We start from the raw sequence: 21,762 nt of genomic DNA, 5'->3' as shown, positions 1-21,762 counted from the left end.
ATGAAACTACTGATAAAAAATGCTAGGATAGTAGACTGGTCTCAAGATTTAATAGGAGATGTATATATAGAAAACGGAATAATAAAAGAAATTGGACAGGATCTATACAAAGATTGTGAAACAATAAATGCTAATGGACTTACATTACTACCTTCATTTATCGACTTACATGTACATTTTAGGGAACCTGGATACGAATATAAAGAAGATTTAGAAACAGGAAGCAAATCAGCGATAAGAGGTGGTTATACAGCAGTAAATCTAATGGGAAATACAAAACCTATATGTAGTGATGAAAAAATAGTAGAATATGTGTTGAATAGAGCTAAAGAAATAGGTCTTGTAGATATACACCAGACTGTATCAATAACGAAGGATTTCAATGGTACAGATATAGGGCACCTAGATAATTTACCAGATACAGTTAGATTTATATCAGATGATGGAAAAGGTGTTTTAAACAATAAAGTTATGTTGGATACAATGATAAAGGCAAAAGAAAAAGATTTAGTTATAATTTCACATGCAGAAGACGAAGATATAACACCATTTTGTACTAGACTGTCTGAAAATATAATAACTTCAAGAGACATAGAACTAGCTAAGTATACTAAAGCTAAGTTGCATATGGCACATGTAAGTACTATAGAAGCTATGGAATATATAATAGAAGCTAAAAAAAGAGGTTATGATGTAACTTGTGAGATAGCACCACACCATATAGCTTTTACAAATGAAGTTGACTTTAGAGTTAATCCTCCACTTAGAAATCAAGAAGATGTTGATTTTTTAATAAAATGTATAAAAGATGGATGGGTTGATATGATAGCTACAGATCATGCACCACATACTACTGAAGATAAAGAAAAAGGGGCACCAGGATTAGTAGGATTAGAAACTTCTTTCTCAGTATCCTATACAAAGTTAGTTAGAGAAGGACACATAACATTAAATGAATTATCAAAGATAATGAGTAAGAATCCTGCTAATCTTATGAAACTAAATAAAGGCGAAATAAAAATAGGATTTGACGGTGACTTAGTACTTGTAGACATAGATAACAAATACAAGATAAATCCAGATGATTTTGCATCAAAGGGCAGGAATACTCCGTTTAAAGGTATAGAAACCTATGGAATAGTAGAAAAAACTATAAAGGCTGGAAAAGTTGTGTACTCTAAGGAGGGTTATTCAAATGATGATAGATAAGCTATATGAAGTAGTAAATAAAAACGGACATGTGTGTGTAGGTCTTGATACAGACTTAAGCTATATACCAAATAAACTAGTTAAACAATATAATTCAGTATCAGATGCTATATTTGAATACAATAGAAAAATAATAGATGCAACACTAGATGTTTCGGCTTGTTTTAAAGTTCAAATAGCATATTATGAGGCCTATGGACTTGAAGGAATGATAGGATACAAAAAAACTTTAGATTACTTAAGACATAAGAAAGCAATAATAATAGCTGATATCAAACGTGGAGATATATCCAAAACTGCTGAGATGTATGCAAAAGGACATTTTGAAGGTGATTTTGAAAGCGACTTTATAACATTAAGTCCATATATGGGCTTAGATAGTATAGAACCTTATTTAAGTTATGTAAAAGATAAAGGAAAAGGATTATTTGCTTTAGTCAGAACTTCAAATGAGGGTGCTAAAGATATACAGTACATTAAAGATGAAAATGATGAAAGAATCTATAATGTAGTAGGGAAAAAGATACAAGAACTAGGAGATAGATATCTAGGAAAATGTGGATATAGTGCAATAGGTGGAGTTGTAGGATGTACTCATATAGAAGAAGGAATACAAATGAGAGATGAACTAAGTAGAATGTTCTTCTTAATACCAGGATACGGAGCTCAAGGTGGAGGAGCAAAAGATGTAGCTGTATGTTTAAAAAATGGAAATGGTGGAGTAGTAAATTCATCTAGAGGAATACTCTTAGCATATAAGAAACATGAGGATGGAGAACATAAATTTGATATATATGCAAGAGAAGAAGCTTTAAATATGAGGGAGGCTATAAGAAATGTCATCTAAGTACTCTAAACAAACAGTATTTGAAAATATAGAAATAGCTAAAAATATCTTCAAAATGACTATAAGTGGAGATTATAATGTTAAGCCAGGACAATTTTATATGCTACGCTCATGGGGAATAGATCCATTCTTATCAAGACCTATAAGTATCCATGATGTAAATGAAAATGGAATAGTATTTCTTTATGAAGTAAGAGGAGAAGGAACAAGATTATTTAGCACATTAAGAAAAGGTGATTCGATAGAGCTACTTGGACCTATAGGAAATGGATTTGATATTGAAAATATAAAAGGTAAAGTAGCAATGATTACAGGCGGAATAGGAATAGCACCATTATATTATACTGTAAAAGAACTAAAAGACTGTACAGTGGACTTTTATGCAGGATTTAGAGATGAAATATACTCAGTAGACTATATAAAAGAATATACAAATGATGTAAAGATATCTACAAATACAGGCTCTCATGGACATAAAGGACTAATAATAGATATATTTAATCCAAAAGAATATGAGGTTGTACTATGTTGTGGACCAACACCGATGATGGAAAAAGTAACGGAAATATGTAATGAAGCGAATATACCAGCATATGTTTCACTTGAAAGTCATATGGCTTGTGGAGTTGGAGCTTGTCTAGGATGTACATGTAAAACAACTAGAGGAAGAGAAAGAATATGTAAAGAAGGACCAGTGTTCTTAGGAAAGGATGTGTTTCTAGATGCTTAAGGTAAATATCTGTGGAGTAGAGCTAAAAAATCCTGTAATAGCAGCATCAGGAACATTTGGATTTGGAGAAGAGTATTTAGAATACTATGATGTATCAAAACTTGGAGGAATCTCTACAAAGGGACTTACTATTAACCCAAAGGACGGAAATGAAGGTAGAAGAATTCACGAAACAAGAAGTGGATTAATAAATAGTATAGGACTTCAAAATCCAGGAATAGATGAATTTATAAATGTTGAATTACCAAAAATGAGAAAGCTAGATACAGTAACTATAGCAAACTTAGGTGGAGGAACTATAGAAGATTATTTAGCAGGAGTAGAAAAGCTAAATGATACAGACGTCGAAATTATAGAATTAAACATATCATGTCCAAATGTTAAGTGCGGAGGAATGGCATTTGGAATAAAGTCAGAAACTGCTAAATCAGTTGTATCACAAGTTAAACAGGTATCCAAAAAGCCAGTCATGGTTAAGCTTTCTCCAAATGCGGAAGATATAGTAGATATGGCAGTTAAGTGCTGTGAAGGAGGAGCTGATGCAATATCACTTGTAAATACTTTTAAAGCTATGGCAATAGATATAAGAAAAAGAGAACCAGTATTTGAAAATGTATTTGCAGGTCTTTCAGGAGCATGTATAAAGCCAATAGCTTTAAGAATGGTATATGAAGTAGCTGGAGCTGTAAATGTACCAGTAGTAGGAATGGGCGGAATAATGAATGCAGAAGATGCAATAGAGTTTATAATGGCAGGAGCAGATGCAATCCAAGTAGGTAGTGCAAACTTTGTAAAGCCAGATATATGTTTGGATATAATAGATGGAATTAAAGAATTTATGGAACAAGAAGGAATAAAGTCGTTAAAAGAAATCAAAGGAATTGCAAGGAGGTAATATATAATGGATAATATGGTAACAGAAACATTAAAAGAAGTAGGGGCACTTTTAGAGGGACACTTTTTACTATCTTCAGGAAAACATAGTAACAGATATGTACAATGTGCAAAACTTTTACAATATCCAGATAAAGCAGAGCAAGTATTAAAGGTGGCTGTGGATAAAGTTAAAGATTTAGATTTTGATATAGTTGTAGGTCCAGCTATGGGGGGAGTAGTAGCTGCATATGAAATGGGTAGACAGTTAGGAAAACCATCAATATTTACAGAAAGACAAGAAGGTAAAATGACTTTAAGAAGAGGTTTTGAAATTAAACCAGGACAAAAAATTCTTATAATGGAAGACGTAGTTACAACAGGTAAATCTTCATTAGAAACGATAGAGGTACTTAAAGCACTAGGTGGTGAAGTAATAGGAATAGCTTGTATAGTAGACAGAGGAAGTGCAAAAATAGACTACCCAATATATAGCTGTATAAAACTAAATATAGAAAGCTTTGATAAAGAAGAATGTTCACTTTGTAAAGAAGGTTTAGAAATAGTTAAACCAGGAAGTAGAAATATAAAGGCTTAGTAGAAACATTAATATAAAAAGAGCTCTTACAACTATTAATGATGTAAGAGTTCTTTTTGTATATTTAATTAATAGCTTTGTAAATTTTACAATATTATTTTGAAAGTTATAAATAATATAGTTTTATGTGATATATATTTTTAAAGAAGCATTTTTTATATTATTTAACAATATGCTTAATATTCTTATATGTAAAGATAGCATACAAATACCGACTTAAACTATAGGTTTAATTGGAATCGTTAAATTAACTACCTCTCAATTGTTTTATGGGGAGTAGGTGTATATACTTTACATATGGGATATATCAATATCTTATTAGAAAGGTGCACCTAAATGAGAGAATTAAAAATAAGTGATATGATCCAAAAATTAAGAAAGTCAAAAAAACTTACACAAAGTCAACTGGCAAATTATGTTGGCGTTTCAGTTACAGCAGTATCGAAATGGGAAAATGACTTATCTTATCCAGATATTACGTTATTACCAATTTTAGCAGCTATTTTTGAAGTTTCTATAGATAAGTTATTTAGTTACAATTTAAGTAGTAATGGAGCTGATATTATAAAAAAAATTAAGAAAAACTTCGAAGAAGAGGCAAAGGAGTATGATAACAGAATATCCAAGCTGATACCATGCTATGAGCAAATGATACATTCTATGGTGTCAGTAATACCCTTTGATCAAAACGATAGCATAAAGGTTATAGATCTTGGTGCAGGAACAGGTAATGTATCTAAAGTGATAAAAGATAAATTTAAAAATGCTAAAATAACTTGTCTTGATATTTCTAGAAATATGACTGAAATGGCTAAATTAAAGTTATATGGATATAGTGGTGTAAAGTATGAAATAGAAGATTTTTACTCATATAATTTTAAAGAAAAATATAATGTAATAGTTTCATCACTTTCACTTCACCATTTAGCTACAGATGATGATAAAAAGAATTTCTTTAAAAAAATATATGATTCTTTATATGACGAAGGAGTATTTTACAACTTAGATCTTGTTTTAGGAAGTAATAATATAATTCAGGATCTATACATTTCTAAGTGGAAAGCGTTTATGTGTAAATCTATAAATTATGAAGAAGTAAATAATAGATGGATGAGAAAATACTACGAGGAGGATAGTCCTTCAAAGTTAATAGATCAAGTTCATTGGATGGAGAATATAGGGTTTAAAAATGTAGATATACTTTTTAAGTATTTTAATTATGCTGTTTATGGAGGGATGAAGTAAGAAATTGAAAAAGGAGATATTACTATGAAAAAAATAATTGGATTAGTCTTATTAACTATGATCTTAGTGAGTTTTTTAGTAGCATGTGAGGCTAAAATAGATTCAACAACATCTAAAAAGTCTGAGATAAAAAAGCCAGAAGTAATTAGAATAGCTAGATTAAATGCAGAGGCTATAAATTTAGTTGCAAAAGAGAAAAAGGTTTTTGAGAAAGAGTTTGAAAAGGATGGAATAAAGATAGAATATTTAACCTTTGACTCAGGATCTCCTATAGTAGAGGGATTTATAGCAGGAAAAATAGATATCTCATTAACAGGAGATCAACCAATATTAACTGGAATAGGAAAGGGTGTTCCAATTAGTATAGTGGGTGCATTTGATGGAGGAGAAAAAAATCAAGGTTTAGTTGTATCTGGCAGATCAAATATAAAAAATTTAAAAGATCTAAAAGACAAAAAAATAGGGTTAGGAATAGGAACAGTAAATCAACACTTGTTATCCATATATTTAGACAAAGCAGGATTGAAGAAAAATGATGTAAAGATGATTAATTTAAAACCAGGAGACAGCGTAAATGCATTGGCCACAAATGGTGTAGATGCAATTATTTCTATAGAACCATTTGTTTCACTTGCTGAAGCTAAAAAAGTAGGAAAATTACTTTTTGATGGTACTGGGCATAAAAGATCAGTTATTATACTTACTGCCTCAAATGATTTTAGTAAAAAGTATCCTGAGATTACTACTAGAATTTTGAAAGTATACAATGATACAAGTATATGGATAGATGAAAATAAAGAAGAAGCAGCTAAAATTATAGCTACTGAAGCTAAAGTTCCTGAAGAACTTTTAGTTAAAATTAGCTCTAATAAAAAGCCAGGAATAAGCCTATCAGATGACGATATTAAAGAATTTAATTCAACGATTAATTTTCTAGAACAGTCAAAAATCATAAATAAGAAGTTAAAAGTAGAGTCTGTGTATAATAAAAGTTTTTTTAAGTCAGCTGGATTATTAGACAAATAGTATAAAAAGCAAAGGAGTAAATTAAATTTAAATTTCAATTCTTAGAATTTTAAAGGAGGAAATTAATTGGCTCAAAATAATGCCTCATTAAAAATACATAAGATAAGAAGTAAGTCTTCCAAGAACTTTTTGAGTAAATTTAGTTTAATAAATAAATTTTTGATAGCCATGCTTACTCCTTTAATAATATTAGTAGTATGGGAAATAGGCGTAAGACTTGGTTATGTAAAGGTTGTAATATTACCTGCACCTTCTAGTATTTTTAATACATTTGTAGAAATGATAAAATCTGGTGAACTTGTTAAGCATATGAGAGTTAGTTTACTTAGAGTGGTAGAAGGATTTTTAATAGGTACTACTTTAGGGTTAATATTTGGAATAATTATAGCATTATCTAAAAAGTTAGAGATAGCGTTAAGTTTTACAATAAGCTTTTTAAGGCCGATTCCCATTATTGCTTGGATACCTGTTCTGATACTTTGGATGGGAATTGATGAAGGATCTAAAATAGCTGTGATAGCAATAGGTAGTTTTTGGCCAGTTCTAATTAATACAATAGATGGTATAAAGTCTGTAGATAAAAAGTATCTTGAAGTGTCAACAGTACTTGAAAAAAATAGAATCCAAACTTTATTAAATGTAGTTTTACCTTCAGCACTTCCACATATATTTACAGGAATTAGAATAAGTGTTGGAGTAGCTTGGATGTGTGTAGTTGCAGCCGAACTTGTTGCAGCTGAATCAGGAATAGGATATCAAATAATGTATGCTAGAGAAATTATGCAACCTGAGCAAATGTTTACTGGAGTGTTTTCAATAGGTCTTGTAGGATTTCTAATTGAAAAAATCATAAAAAAGATAGAAGTCAAGGCCCTCAAATGGAATGTTAATATGAAAAGTTAGGGGTAAGTGCTATGGAATGCGAGGAAAACTTAGGCTTAACACTAAAAATAAATAATCTGAGCAAGTATTTTGAAGTTGAAAATGAGGATATGCTTGCTCTTGAAAACATAAATCTTACGGTTAAAGAAGGAGAGTTTATTTCAATTATAGGGGCAAGTGGATGTGGAAAGAGTACACTTCTTAAACTAATATTGGGATTGGAAGATAACTACGATGGAGAAATACTTTTAGGAGATAAATCTATAGACGGTCCAAGTGTTGAGAGAGGTGTAGTATTTCAAGAAGCAAGGCTTTTTCCATGGCTTACTGTTGAAGATAATATAGGATTTGGATTAAGGGGTAAGGTAAGTAAAAAAGATAGAAAAGAGATAATAGAACATCATATAGATCTAGTTGGACTTAAGGGGTTTCAAAAAGCATACCCTCATCAGTTGTCAGGTGGAATGCAACAAAGGGCTAGTATAGCAAGAGCATTAGTAAATAAACCTAAAATACTATTACTAGATGAACCATTTGGAGCATTAGATGCTATAACTCGTATTAATATGCAACAAGAAATTCTTAGAATATGGGAAAAAGAAAAAACTACTATGATAATGGTTACACATGATATTGATGAAGCTATTAATCTTGGAAATAGAGTAGTTGTAATGTCAAATAGACCAGGAACTATTAAAAAAATAGTGGACGTCAATCTTACAAGACCTAGAGATAGTAGTAGTCTTAATTATGTGAATATAAAAAAGACAGTTTATGAAGAATTTTTTAAAATAGTAGATCTGAGTGTGGAATATCAAATATAGCAAGAGATTTTATATAAATATAATATTGTAAATTATGACAATATAAATAATATTTAAGGGGGATTATCATGTCATTAACTGAAAAAAATACAAATGTAGATCAACAAACACAAAGACGTCTGAGAACTGGACTTATTGCTTATGATAGAGAAAAAGCTTTTGAGGGATATACACTTTTTACACCTATTTCTAGTGATGGAACAGTATACTTAATTGATATGGAGGGAAATGTTGTTCACAAATGGAATTTACCATATCCTCCAGGACAATATGGATATATCTTAGAAAATGGAAATCTTTTCTATAATGCTTGGACACTTCCAGATAGTGATGATAGATGCTTTCCATTTTGGCCTCTATATAAAGGAGGTGCTCTTGTTGAAGTCAATTGGAATAGCGAGATCGTATGGGAGTATAATAATGAAAATCATAGTCATGATGCTCGTAGACTTAAGAATGGAAATACAATTTTATTATGTATTGAAAAAGCACCAGAAGGTATCATTGATAAGATAAAAGGTGGACTTCCTGGAAGTGAGTCAGAGAGTGGATTTTGGACTGATAGAATTATTGAGATAAATCCTGAAGGAGAGATTGTTTGGGATTGGCATTCTTGGGAACACGTAGAAGAACTAATAAATCATCCAATAACTGATCAAGATTGTCGAGACCATTGGCCAATGGGTAACAGTATAGAAGTAATTCCAAGTGGAGATATTTTAGTAAGTTTTAGAAACATAAGTACAGTAGTTATTATTAGTAAAGAAACTGGTAAAATTATATGGAAGCTTGGACATGATGTAGTTGCACAACAACATGCTCCAACGTGGTTAGATAATGGGAATATTCTTATATTTGACAATGGATCTCAGAGAAAATCAGATCCTTCTATATATTCAAGAGTAATAGAGGTAGATCCTAAAACATCAGAAATTGTTTGGGAATATCAAGATAATCCTAAAACTAATTTTTTTAGTTCATATGTTTCAGGAGTTAGAAGACTTCCAAATGGAAATACACTAATAACTGAAGGATTTAAAGGAAGATTGTTTGAAGTAACTAAGTCAGGAGAAGTTGTCTGGGAATATATAAATCCTTATTTCTCGGAATATCAAGAAGGTAGAATAGAAAAGAACTTTATAAATAATCAAGTTTTCAGATCATATAGATATGCTCCATCAGAACTCCTTCAACTTAAAAAGTAGAAGTATAAAGTCATAAGTTTAAAAATAGTTGATAATATTATAAATTATACATTAATTATCATAAAATAAAAAAAGAGCTATAAAATTTTAGCTCTTTTTTATTGATATAAATATTCTCTTGTCATAGGAATATCATCTTTAACATTTTTCGTAAAAATAAATTGATGCAAGTCTATGTTACCACAATGAAAAGATGCTGCACATGAATTAAGATATAAACGCCACATACGAATAAACTTTTCATCTTTCATTTTCTTTACTTCATCTATTGCATTTTCAAAGTTTCTCGACCAGTTTTGTAATGTTTGTTTATAATGCCTTCTTAAGCTTTCCATATCTATAATAAAAAATTTTTGATCCGTCATATTATTTATTAGCTCACATACACTTGGTATATAACCTCCTGGAAAGATATATTTGTTAATCCAACCATTCGTAGCTCCTTCTTGTGGTGATGTAATACAGTGTAAAACAGAAAGACCATTTTCATTTAATAGACTATTTATTTTATCAAAATATTCATGAATATTATCTTTCCCTACATGTTCAATCATTCCAATACTTACTATTCTATCAAAAGTACGATTTTTAATATCTCTATAGTCTATTAATTCTACTTCTACCAAATCTTCAAGTCCTTCTTCTTTGATTCTTTCTTTTACTTTAGAATACTGCTCCTTACTTAATGTAACCCCTAATGCTTTAACACCATAAGTTTTGGCAGCCATAATAATTAAATGTCCCCAACCACAGCCAATATCTAGTAAAGTTTCACCTTGCTTCAAATTTAGTTTTTTAAGAATATGATCCATTTTATTTAACTGTGCAGTTTTTAAGTCGTCGTCTGGATTTTTAAAATATCCACAAGAATAAGTCATAGTTTCATCTAACCAAAGTTTATAAAAATCATTTCCAATATCATAGTGAAATGAAATATCTTTTTTACTTTTCTTTTTTGTGTTTGAAATACTCTTACTTATTCTTCTATAAAGCTTGCTTCCGTTTATAAAGTTGTCTTTGCTACTATAGATAGATGATACTACTTTCTCGATATCACCTTCTATATCTAATACTTTGTCCATATAAGCTTCACCAAAGGCTAAAGATGCATCACTCATTATTTTATTTCTAGGAATTGATTTGTTAAAAACAATTCTGAACTGAGGACTGCCTTCGTTATATCTTACTACTTCTCCATCCCAGAACTGAATTTCAGCAGGATCTGAAAGAGAGTTTTTTAGTATAGTTTTATAAAGCATTTTATCTATCATGCTAATACCTCCAATAAACTAATGATTTTCATAAGTTGTTTAAAAGCTAAGTTTTATCTTATTCTAGAGTATTTACACATTATAGGAAATTTATAACAAATATTTCAATGATAAATTTAAATCTGATAAATTAGATTTCATAGGTAAGAATTATATACTTCTAGTTTATTTAAGGTCCATATAGATAACTCAAATTTTTGAATAAAGGTAAATATAAATTTGATATGATTAAATTATCAACTCAAATAATAATCGACTTATACTATCAAATAAAAAAATAGCCATCTAATATATTAGATGGCTATTTTTTTAGGTACTTTAAAAACCAATTATTTCTTTTTTGATTTTCAACCCTATGAAAGGAGTCAATATGAATATCTTCATCCTTACAAAGTTGAAGGATTTTAGCTTTTTTATTACAAGAAACTTTGGCGGATATACCACAACTAGAACTAATCTGTCTTGGCACAGGCATTAGTTGAACCTCAAGTCCTTTGTCTTTTAAAATCTTTTCAAATATTAAAGAATGTTGAGTAATATGAAATGTGACTATGCAATAAGATTCTTCCATGAGATCACCTATTTTTTTATATTTAGAGTAAATTCATGATTATTTTCTTCTATATTCACATTATAACCCTTCTTAGTAACAAATCTAGTTATGTTTTCTACAGCTGCATAGCTATCAACTAAAACTTTGAGAGAACTATTAGGGTTAGATTTAATAGCATTTTCTGTTATAATAACAGGTTCAGGACAAGATCTACCTCTAGCATCTAATATATTAGGCATTCTTTACAACCCCTTTATTCTGGATTTCTTCTTTATTTTTACTTGTTACTATACTATAAGCAATAAATAGAACGAATACTATACCAACAATAACAGCAATTTTTCCATTTGCAGTAGCTCCTTCTCCACTAGAAGCTAAACCAAAATTATGAGCAAAAGCGGCTCCTACAATTAAACCAAGAATTGTGATTCCCGCATCTGTATCTCCCTCACTAGCAAGAATAGTTTGCCTAATTGGGCAACCCCCAAGAAGAGATGAACAAACTCCTGCTAGTACCATTCCTAAAAAGTTCCATAGTTGATTAGTATGAGCAACAGGTTGGTTTGCAAAACTAATATTAAAATTATCAAAGTTTAAGATGAGATTAGCAATTAAATTTAAAGTAAATATTCCCAATATACCCCATAGAAAATGGTAATCTTTAATAAGCATAGCGTCTCTAAACCCACCAGCAGTACAAATTCTACTTCTTTGTAAAATAGCACCAGCTACCATGCCAAGAATTAAAGATAAGATAAGAGGAGCTTTCATTGAGCCAGGTCCTTCTGTACTAAAGAAAATAAATGCAGGTTTAATAACTAGGAAAATTAAAAGAACAACAGCTACAATAGGTATTAAGTAAGCAGATATTTTGCTTTGTTCTACACTTCTGCCAAGAGTATAACCTTTCTTTAAGAATTGAATACCAATAAAAATCCCAAAGACGTATCCACCTAATCCAACAAGAGCATTCAAGTCCCAATTAGCTAACCTTAGAATCATCCTTAAAGGGCAACCTAAGAATACTAATGCACCAATCATTAAAAAGAAACCTAAGAAAAATCTTACTATTGGAGAAGAGCCTCCTCTAGATTTAAAGTCTCCCTTAAAAATGGCAATAATAAAAGCACCAAAAATAAATCCAATAATTTCAGGTCTTATGTATTGAACTACTTCTGCCCGATGAAGACCTACAGCACCAGCAATATCCCTATAAAAACAAGCAATACATATACCCATGTTACCAGGATTTCCCATTTTCATAAGAATAGCACCAATAAGACCTATAATTCCCCCATAGATAAACATTTTACGTTTACCACTCATTTATAAAGCCTCCTTTTGAAAAATATCTGTCAATATCATATATAATTATACAAAATTTGTAAAAAATAATGAAATAGAAAATGGTGATAAGAGGAATGTTCTCATAGATAATCTCTATACAGTCAAAACACATGATAGGAAATAGGAATACTAGGAGAAAATAATTAAGTCAACATCTGAAACAAGTTTCACTTTATGAATAAACACTAGCATTATGATATAATTACAAAAAACAGAATTATATTATTAATAATATTAAATAAAAAGTACCTCTTTTTAGGAGTAGTTTATGACCTTAAAAGTCAAGGGGGAAGGGACATAATATGAAAATAGAAACTTTAAAGGAAAAAGAAATACTTTTGGAAGGACACTTTATTTTATCATCAGGAAAACATAGTGATAAATACATACAATGTGCAAAACTTTTACAGTATCCAGATAAAGCAGAGGAATTTTTAAAAATTGTTGTGAATAAAGTTAAAACTTTAGATTTTGACATAATTGTTGGATCTGCTATTGGAGGTATAATTGTAGCATATGAAATAGGAAGGCAATTAGGAAAACCAGTAATATTTACAGAGAGAAAAAATGGTAAGATGACATTAAGAAGAGGATTTGAGATTAAAGAAGGACAAAAAATACTTATAGCAGATGATGTAGTAGCAACAGGTAAAACATCTAAAGAAATAATAGAATTATTTGAAAGTTTAATGGCAAAAGTAATAGGAGTTGCTTGTATAGTAGATAAAGAAGGCATTGATATAGGATATCCAATATATAGTTGTAGAAAGCTAAACCTTAAAAGCTTTGAAGAAAAAGATTGTCCACTTTGTAAAAAGGATTTACCTATTAGGGAAGGAAAATAAGAGTATATAGATATGTTTTTAATGAATATATAAGGGTATACTACTTTATAACTGAAAAATTGTGATATAATGGAAAATATATACATTGAGGTAAAATAAAGAACTATAAGATGATAAAGGAGGAGTTATAATGAAAAATTTAATAGTTTATGCCAATCCTGATCCAAATAGTTTTTCACATTCAATAAAAGAGTTAGTAAAAGAATATTCAAAGGAAAAAGGACACGAAGTTGAAGTAAGAGATCTTTATGCAATAAATTTTAATCCAGTCCTATCACTAAAAGAATTGAAAGATTCAGAAGAAGGAATATTGCCAGATGAAATAAGAAAAGAGCAGGATTATATAAATTGGGCTGATGTAATAACTTTTATATTTCCAATATGGTGGGGAATTCCTAGTATATTAAAAGGATATATAGATAGAGTGTTTGCATATGACTTTGCTTATACGTACACAGAAAGTGGATCAAAAGGATTGTTGGAAGGTAAAAAAGTATTCTTATTTAACCCAATGGGTTCACTCAATGAAACATATGAGAACAATGGAATGGACAAAGCTCTAGAAACTACTATAAATAAAGGGATTTTTGAGTTCAGTGCTATGGAAGTAGTAGATAGAAAGCTATTTGGTGGATTACCAAGAGCTAATGAGGAAAAAGCTATAGAATACTTAAATCAAGTAAAGGAATCATTATCTAAGCTGTTATAAGATTTTGAAAAACTGTTAAAATAAATAATAGACTATAATAAGGCCTCGGTTAAAGACTGAGGTCTTAATCTTGACTAAAGAATAAAAATGAGGTGGTATTATTGAACGGAATTTTTTTAAAAGGTGGAGGAGCAAAAGGAGCATTTCAAGCAGGTGCTATATATGCTTTAAAAGAAAAAAACATAGCATTTAATGTTATATCAGGTACATCAATTGGAGCCATAAATTCATACTTTATTTACACAAACAATATAGAAAAAATGAGAGATTGTTGGCACAATATTGATGGACTCCAATTTTTAAGTTTAAAAAAAGATTCTAAAGTTATTGATAATCAAAGTTTAATAGATATTTTGTATGATTTAGAAGGTCAGAATGAAGAGATAAAATCGATATATTTAAATTATGTACATATACAAAACTATCATCCAAAAGAAGTCATAGTAGATATTACTAAGCTCAAAAAAGATGAAATCCTTGAATGTATAAAATACAGTTCTTTACTTCCATGTAAAGTTTCTGAAGATATGGAGGGAGAGCATGTACTAAAAAACTATGATTTTAAACAATCACTTGAAGAGTTTAAAAAAGACCTGCAAGCGGGAGTGTATAACGATTATAAGTTAGATGGTGGAATATTAAATAATAACCTAGTACATCCTTTTGTTAATGATAAAGTAAACAAACTTTTTCTTATAGTATTTAATAAGGACTATGAAGTTCCAGAATTTTTGTATCAACAATATAATAAAGAGGATATTATAGTCATAAAGCCAAAAACTGAATTTACACCTATAGATACATTAAGATTTGAAGGTGACTTTTGTAAAAGACTTTTTGAAGAAGGATACAATACTTGTAGTATGATAAGGTTTTAAAACCTATCTTAATCTATCAAAAATACTTTTTAAAACCTCATCAACGGGTTGCTTACCTATTTTATCTAGTGCTTTATCTAATTCAGTTTTTCTTTTTAGTGATCCAGCTAGAACTATTTGTATTTTCTGGTCTTTATCTATAAGGAGAGAATCAATAGTGAGAACGTCTGTTAGTATTCCAGTTACTACTAATATCTGGGCAGGACTTAAGTTTAATAATTTATCTCTGCATTTTTTTTTTTTATCTTTATCACCATCTAATCCAAGCTGAGATAGAGTATTTTTTATTAATAGGTCTAACTGTTTTTGTGAAATCATAAGGTATCCTCCTTATAGTTAAGTAAAACGATGCAAACTTTGTATTAAGAAATTATAGTTTCTACAGGTAATGGGCCAGGCTTAGTTCCTATGCCTACTGCGAGTAAAATAAATAGGGCAGTAGATATAATTAAAGTAATATCATGTTTGACATCTTCTCGATCTATTTTATTTTTCAATAAAATCACTCCTTTAAATTATTATATTAATTTTAGAAGCTAATGTTACAGAATATAATATACTAAAAAAAGTATTGACTACTAATAATTTCTATGATAATATGTTAAAAAATAATACATAGATAAAGGCTTAGATTAGGAATAGTAGAATGAAAAAGAAATTCTCAGAGAGTTGACGTTTGGTGAGAGTCAATAATTTCAATTATTTGAACTCGCCTATGAGCTGTTGCTTGATAATGTAGAGCATATCGGAATTCTCCGTTATAAGAATAGATAGTGTTGGCTATTGAAAAAGTGGACTTTTGTTTAGTTATGAACTTTAGTTTTATATAATTATATATAAAGTCAAATAGAGTGGTACCACGGGAATACAACCTCGTCTCTTTAATGAGACGAGGTTTTTTTGTTTTATAAAAAATAAATAAGGGGGAAGTTATTATGAGAAAAATTTTAGTCTTTGATACTACATTAAGGGATGGTGAACAAGTACCAGGAGCGAAACTTAATATTAATCAGAAGTTAGAGATAGCTAATAAGTTAATAAAACTAAATGTAGATATTATAGAAGCCGGATTTCCATCATCATCACCTGGGGACTTTGAAGCAGTAGAAACGATAGCAAAGAAATTTGGAGATAAAGCAATGATAACAGGGTTAGCTAGAGCTGTTAAAAGTGATATTAAGTCAGTATATGAAAGTGTAAAGTATGCCCAAAAACCATTAATTCATATTGTTCTAGGGACTTCTAATGTCCATGTGGACAAGAAATTTAATAAAACAAAAGATCAGATACTAGATATGGGTGTAGAAGCAGTAAAATATGCTAAGAGCTTTATTCCAGAAGTACAATATTCTACAGAAGATGCATCGAGAAGTGAATTTGAATATCTTTGGAAGACAGTAGAAGCTGTTATAAAAGCTGGAGCTACTATGATAAATATTCCAGATACAGTTGGATATGCAGTACCAGAAGAATTTGGGGAATTAATAAGAAAATTAAATTATCGTATTAAAAATGTGAATGATAAAGTTATTCTAAGTGTTCATTGTCATAATGATACTGGATTGGCTACTGCTAATACTCTTGCAGCAATAAAAAATGGAGCTGATAAAATTGAATGTACTATTAATGGAATAGGAGAAAGAGCAGGTAATACAGCATTAGAAGAAGTAATAATGGGACTTAAACTTAGACCAGAATACTATGATGCAGATACAAATATCATTACCAGAGAAATAAAGTCTACATCTGATCTTGTAAGTGGATTAATGGGATTAGATGTTCAAGTTAATAAGGCAATAACTGGAGATAATGCATTTGCACATTCTTCAGGAATACATCAAGATGGATTGTTAAAATCTAAAGATGTTTATGAAGTTATAGATCCAGAAGATGTAGGCGTAAATAACATGGAATTGGTTTTAACTGCAAGGTCAGGAAGACATGCATTTAAAAATGCTATTGAAAGCTTAGGTATAAATGATGTAGAAGAAGATAAGTTTGATAAGTTATTTAGTAAGTTTTTAGAATTAGCAGATATTAAGAAAGAAATTTATCATCAAGATTTAGTTTATTTAATTGAAAAAAACTATAACATTATTGAGGATAAAGTATATAATGATTTTAATAAAATAGGAAAAAAACTATACAATATAGATTCTATACAAGTCATTAGTAATGATAATTTTCCTACAGCTACAGTAATAATAAAAAGAGGTGATGAAACTTTAAAAGAAAGTGCTATTGGAGACGGTCCTATAGATGCTCTTTATACAGCTATAAAAAATATTGTTAAGCTTGATGTTGAGCTAAGACAGTATAAAATAAATAGCATGTCAAGAGGAAAAGATGCTTTAGGAAGAGTAGGTATTACTATAGAACACAAAGGAAAGAATTATTTCTCTAGAGCTATGGATACAGACATTATAAAAGCAAGTGCATTAGCTTTTATTAATGGTATAAATACAATTATATTAGATGAAATGATATAGATACTTATAAGGCCATATAAACTTAAGAATTCTTAAGATTTTTATGGCCTTTTTTTTAAACATTTTTTTCTAAACTATTATTACAAATTAAGTTGAGCTTTAGGGGGAGTGAAATATGATAAGCGTAAATATAATAAAACAGTATTCAGAGTTTTTTAAACAATGCATAAGAAAACCTAGATTTACAGGTGCAATAATACCTAGCTCAAAATACCTTGCAGATAAAATGATATCAGGAATTGATTTTAAAAATACAAGATGCATAGTTGAATACGGTGCAGGAACAGGAGTATTTACTGATAAGTTAGTTAAAAGTAAAAATGAAAATACGTTAATAATGGTATTTGAAATAAACTATAAATTTTATAAAATATTAAAAGACAAATATAAAGACGAAAACAATGTATATGTTATAAATGATTCTGCTGAAAATATATATAAATATCTAAAACTATATGATATTTTAGAAGTAGATTATGTAGTATCAGGATTACCATTTGCTAGTCTACCTCAAAAACTATCAGATAAAATATTATATGAAACAAAGAAGATACTAAAGAAAGATGGAAAGTTTATAACTTTTCAATATACCTTATTGAAAAAAGATTTTATTAATCAATATTTTGATAATATATATGTAAGAAAAGAGATAAAGAATATACCCCCAGCATATGTACTAGATTGTAATAATTAGCATAAGGAGTGAAACAAAAGATATGCAAGAAAAAATACTAATAGTAGATGATGATGAAAAGATAAGAAATTTGATTTCCATATATTTGGAAAATGAGGGATATCAAACTATTAAAGCAGAAGATGCTATAAAAGCTATCAATATTCTAAAAAAAGAAAGGGTAGATTTAATAATACTTGATATAATGATGCCCGAAATGGATGGTATAGAGGCTTGTATTAAGATAAGGGAAGAAAAACATACACCTATAATAATGATTTCGGCAAAATCAGAAGATATAGATAAGATACATGGTCTAACATCAGGTGCAGATGATTATATTACAAAACCTTTTAATCCTATGGAATTGATAGCAAGAGTTAAATCTCAAATAAGAAGATATAAAAGATATAATAAAGATACAGAGTATAGCAATGATATAATTGAAATAGGAAATCTCACGATAAATACAGATACTAGACAGATAAACGTAGGTGATAAAGAAATAAGACTTACTCCTAAAGAATTCGATATATTAGAACTTTTAGCAAGAAATAAAGGAATAGTTATGAGTATAAGTAAAATATATGAACATGTTTGGAAAGAAGACTTCTTTAAATCTGACAATACAGTTATGGTTCACATAACAAAGATAAGAGAAAAAATAGAAGAAGATCCTAAAAAACCAGTTTATATAAAGACTATCTGGGGAGTAGGATATAAAATATGATTAAAAATATGAGAAATAAAATTAGTGTTAAACTATTAAGGGCTATAATAATATCTTTTATTGTATCTTTTAGTGTACTGTTTATATGTAAATATATACAAGAAAATATTATATCTAATTTACGTGAACAAAACAGTTATTATCATATATCTAAGTATATATATGAAACAGGAAAAGGATTAGAAAATAGCAAAATAAAAATAAATTCTAATAATGAACTTGATAAGTTCATCAAAAGTAAAACAAAGAATATGAATATAAAGATATTAATACTAGATTCTAATGGAAATTTAATTTATGGAAATCAAAATGATTTTAATGAAAAAGTTGACTTTAGATATATAATGGATGAATATAGATCTAGAGTAGGTTACGAAAAAAATTATACTAAATATAATGACAAGGAAGAACTTATTTTTTATCCATTTTATAAAGAAAATCAGGTATTCTATTTAATTTTTAAATATCCTAAAAAATATGATTGGGAAATGGGTAAACTTGATAATAGAATCGGATTAATTAGTCTTATTCTAAGTATAGTAGCATTTATAATAACTTTTATCTTTATGATAAATAAAAGAGTTCAATATATAAAATATATTTCTAGAAAAGTAAAAAGAATAGCTAAAGGAAACCTAGGAGAAATATTAGAAGTAGATGGTGGTGATGAGATAGCAGAATTATCAGAAAGTATAAATAGTATGTCTATTCAGCTTAAAGAAAAGTTTGATAGAGAAAGAGAAATTGAAAATACAAAAAATGAACTTATAACTAATGTTTCACATGATTTAAGAACACCTTTGACGTCTATTATTGGCTATCTTGACTTAATAAGAAAAAAAAGTTACAAGACTGAAGAGGAATATGAAGAATATATTGAAACAATATACAATAAGTCTCAAAATCTTAATAATCTGATAAATGAACTTTTTGAATACACTAAGCTTTCAAATTCTAAAATAGAGCTAAACTATACACAAATGGACGTATGTAGCCTATTAGAACAATTAATAGGAGAATATATACCTGTACTTGATACAAATAATTTAAAAGTTATAAAACAAATTCCTCATAAAGACATAATATTAAATGTAGATGTTGACAAGATAATTAGGGTTTTTGAAAATATATTAACTAATGCTATCAAATATAGTGTGAAACCATCTAGTATAGAGGTGAAAATCAAAGAGGATATTAATAATGTTAATATATCATTTACAAATGAAGTTAAAGATTTCAAAGAAAAAGAAGTAAAAAAACTATTTGAAAGATTTTATAGGGTAGATAAATCAAGAAAGGAAAATGAAAGTTCAGGATTAGGACTAGCTATCGCTAAAAAGATAATAGAACTTCATAATGGAGATATCTGGGCTGAATATAAAGAAAATAAAATAACTATTCATATTAAACTGAACAAAGAATAAGAAACTTGAATTTTAAAAAATAAAAATGATAAAGTTGACTTAAGTCTCTTTATCATTTTTTATTATTATTTTAAGATATTTTTATATATCATTAAATATATGTGAAAATAATATGAATATATTTAATATGTAAATTAATATTTATCAGCTATCATTGAAAAAGATTATTGATTAGTCTATAATACTCCTGTAGTAATTCGTCTAAAATGTTAACATTAATTACTATATATAATGATACATACAAAAGTAGGAGGATGAGAAACTTGAAAAACAAATTTTTAAAGCAACTATTCGTACTATTTATTGCTCTAAGTGTTGTGCTAGTTAATACTTCTGTTTCTACAGTAGCATATGGTACTAATATATCCTTTAAGGACGTTCCTAATAATCATTGGGCAAAACAGTATATTGAAACTTTAGCATCATCAGGAACAATATCAGGATATCCAGATGGAACTTTTAAACCTGAAAACAATGTGACAAGAGGAGAATTCTCGAGACTCATAGTAGACCCATTTTTCAAGAACTTATCAACAGACAGTGGTAACTTTAAAGATGTTAGTGTAGGAGATTGGTATTCATCGTATGTAGCTACAGCTGTTGATAATGGATTAATAGCAGGATATGAAGATAAAACTTTTAAACCAAATAACAATATAACAAGAGTGGAAACAGCTGTTATAGTAGGTAGATTTTTAAAAAATGATATTAGTGTAACTGATAACGAAGTAAATAATATATTATCAAAGTTTAATGATAAAGCTCAAATACCTAATTGGGCTAAAACTGACGTAGCAAGAATTATTAAAAGTGGAATAATGAGTGGTGTAAGTAATACTCAATTTTCACCAAATAGTAATACTACAAGAGCTCAAGCAGCTACGGTTATATATGGAACAATATCTTTTAAGATTGAATCTGAAGTAGTAAGATTAACTAATATTGAAAGAAATAAAATAGGACTAGCTCCTTTCACTATTGACTTTAATTTAGGAAAAGTAGCTCGTATTAAATCACAAGATATGGCTGACAAAAATTATTTTGACCATACATCTCCAACTTATGGTAGTCCATTTGAAATGATGAAGAAATTTGGGATTAAGTATATGGCAGCTGGAGAAAATATAGCTAAAGGTTATTCTTCTGCAGAAGGCGTGGTAAATGGATGGATGAACTCGCCAGGACATAAAGCTAATATTCTTTCATCTAATTTTGGAAAAATAGGTGTTGGATATGTAAAGAAAAATGGAGTTACTTATTGGACACAAATGTTTATAAATTAGATAATTAAAGAGCGATCGTTTTGGTTGCTTTAATTTGATGACTATCATATGGATAGTCATTTTTTATTGTATGTAGAAAACCACCTGCTATGCAGGTGGTTCCAAAAAGCTTGTAGCTATG

The 21,762-nt window shown here is 29.0% G+C and carries 24 protein-coding genes and 1 other annotated feature; of the genes, 18 read left to right on the top strand and 6 right to left on the bottom strand.

What is annotated here, in order from left to right:
• From CLPU_RS14845 to CLPU_RS14800, 10 genes are all read left to right on the top strand, one after another.
• Nucleotides 1–1,209 (top strand): dihydroorotase, encoded by a 1,209-nt coding sequence (locus CLPU_RS14845; RefSeq protein WP_050378671.1) that lies wholly within the window; start codon nt 1–3, stop codon nt 1,207–1,209.
• Complete coding sequence (pyrF, locus tag CLPU_RS14840; protein WP_050378667.1) at nt 1,196–2,056, top strand: orotidine-5'-phosphate decarboxylase; 861 nt, start codon at nt 1,196–1,198, stop codon at nt 2,054–2,056. The genes CLPU_RS14845 and pyrF overlap by 14 nt, the downstream gene beginning before the upstream one ends.
• Nucleotides 2,046–2,786 (top strand): dihydroorotate dehydrogenase electron transfer subunit, encoded by a 741-nt coding sequence (locus CLPU_RS14835; RefSeq protein WP_050378665.1) that lies wholly within the window; start codon nt 2,046–2,048, stop codon nt 2,784–2,786. Before pyrF ends, CLPU_RS14835 begins: the two co-directional genes overlap by 11 nt.
• Nucleotides 2,779–3,681 carry a dihydroorotate dehydrogenase gene (locus CLPU_RS14830; RefSeq protein WP_050378663.1) on the top strand — a complete coding sequence of 301 codons (903 nt, stop codon included), beginning with the start codon at nt 2,779–2,781 and terminating at the stop codon, nt 3,679–3,681. Before CLPU_RS14835 ends, CLPU_RS14830 begins: the two co-directional genes overlap by 8 nt.
• A 6-nt stretch (nt 3,682–3,687) precedes the next feature.
• The gene (gene pyrE / locus CLPU_RS14825) at nt 3,688–4,257 is read left to right on the top strand and encodes an orotate phosphoribosyltransferase (RefSeq protein WP_050378662.1); all 570 of its coding nucleotides are present in this window, start codon (nt 3,688–3,690) and stop codon (nt 4,255–4,257) included.
• A gap of 336 nt (nt 4,258–4,593) precedes the next feature.
• Nucleotides 4,594–5,502 carry a methyltransferase domain-containing protein gene (locus CLPU_RS14820; RefSeq protein ID WP_050378660.1) on the top strand — a complete coding sequence of 303 codons (909 nt, stop codon included), beginning with the start codon at nt 4,594–4,596 and terminating at the stop codon, nt 5,500–5,502.
• A gap of 24 nt (nt 5,503–5,526) precedes the next feature.
• A complete protein-coding gene (locus tag CLPU_RS14815; RefSeq protein WP_050378658.1) occupies nt 5,527–6,528 on the top strand; it encodes an ABC transporter substrate-binding protein in 1,002 nt (333 codons plus the stop codon).
• Between the two features lie 66 nt (nt 6,529–6,594).
• Nucleotides 6,595–7,431, top strand: coding sequence for an ABC transporter permease (locus CLPU_RS14810; RefSeq protein ID WP_200898615.1), 837 nt, complete (start codon nt 6,595–6,597; stop codon nt 7,429–7,431).
• A gap of 11 nt (nt 7,432–7,442) precedes the next feature.
• A complete protein-coding gene (locus CLPU_RS14805) occupies nt 7,443–8,234 on the top strand; it encodes an ABC transporter ATP-binding protein (protein WP_050378656.1) in 792 nt (263 codons plus the stop codon).
• A gap of 68 nt (nt 8,235–8,302) precedes the next feature.
• A complete protein-coding gene (locus tag CLPU_RS14800; protein WP_050378654.1) occupies nt 8,303–9,439 on the top strand; it encodes an aryl-sulfate sulfotransferase in 1,137 nt (378 codons plus the stop codon).
• Between the two features lie 98 nt (nt 9,440–9,537).
• On the opposite strand, the gene CLPU_RS14795 is transcribed toward CLPU_RS14800, so the two are convergent.
• The 4 genes from CLPU_RS14795 to yedE all read right to left on the bottom strand — a co-directional run bounded on the left by CLPU_RS14795 (nt 9,538) and on the right by yedE (nt 12,589).
• Nucleotides 9,538–10,710, bottom strand: coding sequence for an SAM-dependent methyltransferase (locus CLPU_RS14795; protein ID WP_050378653.1), 1,173 nt, complete (start codon nt 10,708–10,710; stop codon nt 9,538–9,540).
• Between the two features lie 301 nt (nt 10,711–11,011).
• Entirely contained in the window at nt 11,012–11,281 is a 270-nt protein-coding gene (locus tag CLPU_RS14790; protein ID WP_050378650.1) for a putative Se/S carrier protein, read from the bottom strand.
• A gap of 8 nt (nt 11,282–11,289) precedes the next feature.
• The gene (locus CLPU_RS14785) at nt 11,290–11,502 is read right to left on the bottom strand and encodes a sulfurtransferase TusA family protein (RefSeq protein ID WP_050378648.1); all 213 of its coding nucleotides are present in this window, start codon (nt 11,500–11,502) and stop codon (nt 11,290–11,292) included.
• Complete coding sequence (gene yedE / locus CLPU_RS14780) at nt 11,495–12,589, bottom strand: YedE family putative selenium transporter (protein WP_050378646.1); 1,095 nt, start codon at nt 12,587–12,589, stop codon at nt 11,495–11,497. The genes CLPU_RS14785 and yedE overlap by 8 nt, the downstream gene beginning before the upstream one ends.
• Before the next feature lie 323 nt (nt 12,590–12,912).
• On the opposite strand from yedE, the gene pyrE (CLPU_RS14775) reads away from it, so the two are divergent.
• The 3 genes from pyrE (CLPU_RS14775) (at nt 12,913) to CLPU_RS14765 (ending at nt 15,042) form a co-directional block, all read left to right on the top strand.
• Entirely contained in the window at nt 12,913–13,455 is a 543-nt protein-coding gene (pyrE, locus tag CLPU_RS14775; protein WP_050378644.1) for an orotate phosphoribosyltransferase, read from the top strand.
• A 130-nt stretch (nt 13,456–13,585) separates the two neighbouring features.
• Nucleotides 13,586–14,164, top strand: a complete 579-nt coding sequence (locus tag CLPU_RS14770) for an NAD(P)H-dependent oxidoreductase (protein WP_050378643.1) — start codon at nt 13,586–13,588, stop codon at nt 14,162–14,164.
• 101 nt (nt 14,165–14,265) lie between these two features.
• A complete protein-coding gene (locus tag CLPU_RS14765; RefSeq protein ID WP_050378641.1) occupies nt 14,266–15,042 on the top strand; it encodes a patatin-like phospholipase family protein in 777 nt (258 codons plus the stop codon).
• 3 nt (nt 15,043–15,045) lie between these two features.
• Here CLPU_RS14765 and CLPU_RS14760 read toward each other — a convergent pair whose 3' ends face one another.
• On the bottom strand, nt 15,046–15,360 hold the full coding sequence (locus CLPU_RS14760) for a hypothetical protein (RefSeq protein WP_050378640.1): 315 nt from the start codon (nt 15,358–15,360) through the stop codon (nt 15,046–15,048).
• Nucleotides 15,361–15,404: 44 nt separating this feature from the next.
• Nucleotides 15,405–15,539, bottom strand: a complete 135-nt coding sequence (locus tag CLPU_RS18085; RefSeq protein WP_268760485.1) for a hypothetical protein — start codon at nt 15,537–15,539, stop codon at nt 15,405–15,407.
• A 122-nt stretch (nt 15,540–15,661) separates the two neighbouring features.
• Nucleotides 15,662–15,926, top strand: a binding site (T-box leader).
• Between the two features lie 51 nt (nt 15,927–15,977).
• Here CLPU_RS18085 and CLPU_RS14755 point away from each other — a divergent pair.
• The 5 genes from CLPU_RS14755 (at nt 15,978) to CLPU_RS14735 (ending at nt 21,641) form a co-directional block, all read left to right on the top strand.
• Nucleotides 15,978–17,531, top strand: a complete 1,554-nt coding sequence (locus tag CLPU_RS14755) for a 2-isopropylmalate synthase (protein ID WP_200898614.1) — start codon at nt 15,978–15,980, stop codon at nt 17,529–17,531.
• Nucleotides 17,532–17,646: 115 nt separating this feature from the next.
• Nucleotides 17,647–18,225 (top strand): class I SAM-dependent methyltransferase, encoded by a 579-nt coding sequence (locus CLPU_RS14750; protein WP_200898613.1) that lies wholly within the window; start codon nt 17,647–17,649, stop codon nt 18,223–18,225.
• A gap of 22 nt (nt 18,226–18,247) precedes the next feature.
• The gene (locus tag CLPU_RS14745; protein ID WP_050378636.1) at nt 18,248–18,934 is read left to right on the top strand and encodes a response regulator transcription factor; all 687 of its coding nucleotides are present in this window, start codon (nt 18,248–18,250) and stop codon (nt 18,932–18,934) included.
• On the top strand, nt 18,931–20,358 hold the full coding sequence (locus CLPU_RS14740; protein ID WP_235436194.1) for a HAMP domain-containing sensor histidine kinase: 1,428 nt from the start codon (nt 18,931–18,933) through the stop codon (nt 20,356–20,358). Before CLPU_RS14745 ends, CLPU_RS14740 begins: the two co-directional genes overlap by 4 nt.
• Nucleotides 20,359–20,621: 263 nt before the next feature.
• Nucleotides 20,622–21,641: an S-layer homology domain-containing protein gene (locus tag CLPU_RS14735; RefSeq protein WP_050378634.1), complete on the top strand. Its 1,020-nt coding sequence runs from the start codon at nt 20,622–20,624 to the stop codon at nt 21,639–21,641.
• Nucleotides 21,642–21,762 lie beyond the last annotated feature (121 nt).

Source organism: Gottschalkia purinilytica, assembly GCF_001190785.1.
GTDB lineage: Bacteria > Bacillota > Clostridia > Tissierellales > Gottschalkiaceae > Gottschalkia_A > Gottschalkia_A purinilytica.
The sequence above is the reverse complement of the archived record's forward strand: the minus strand, read 5'-3'. Positions and strand labels throughout refer to the sequence as shown.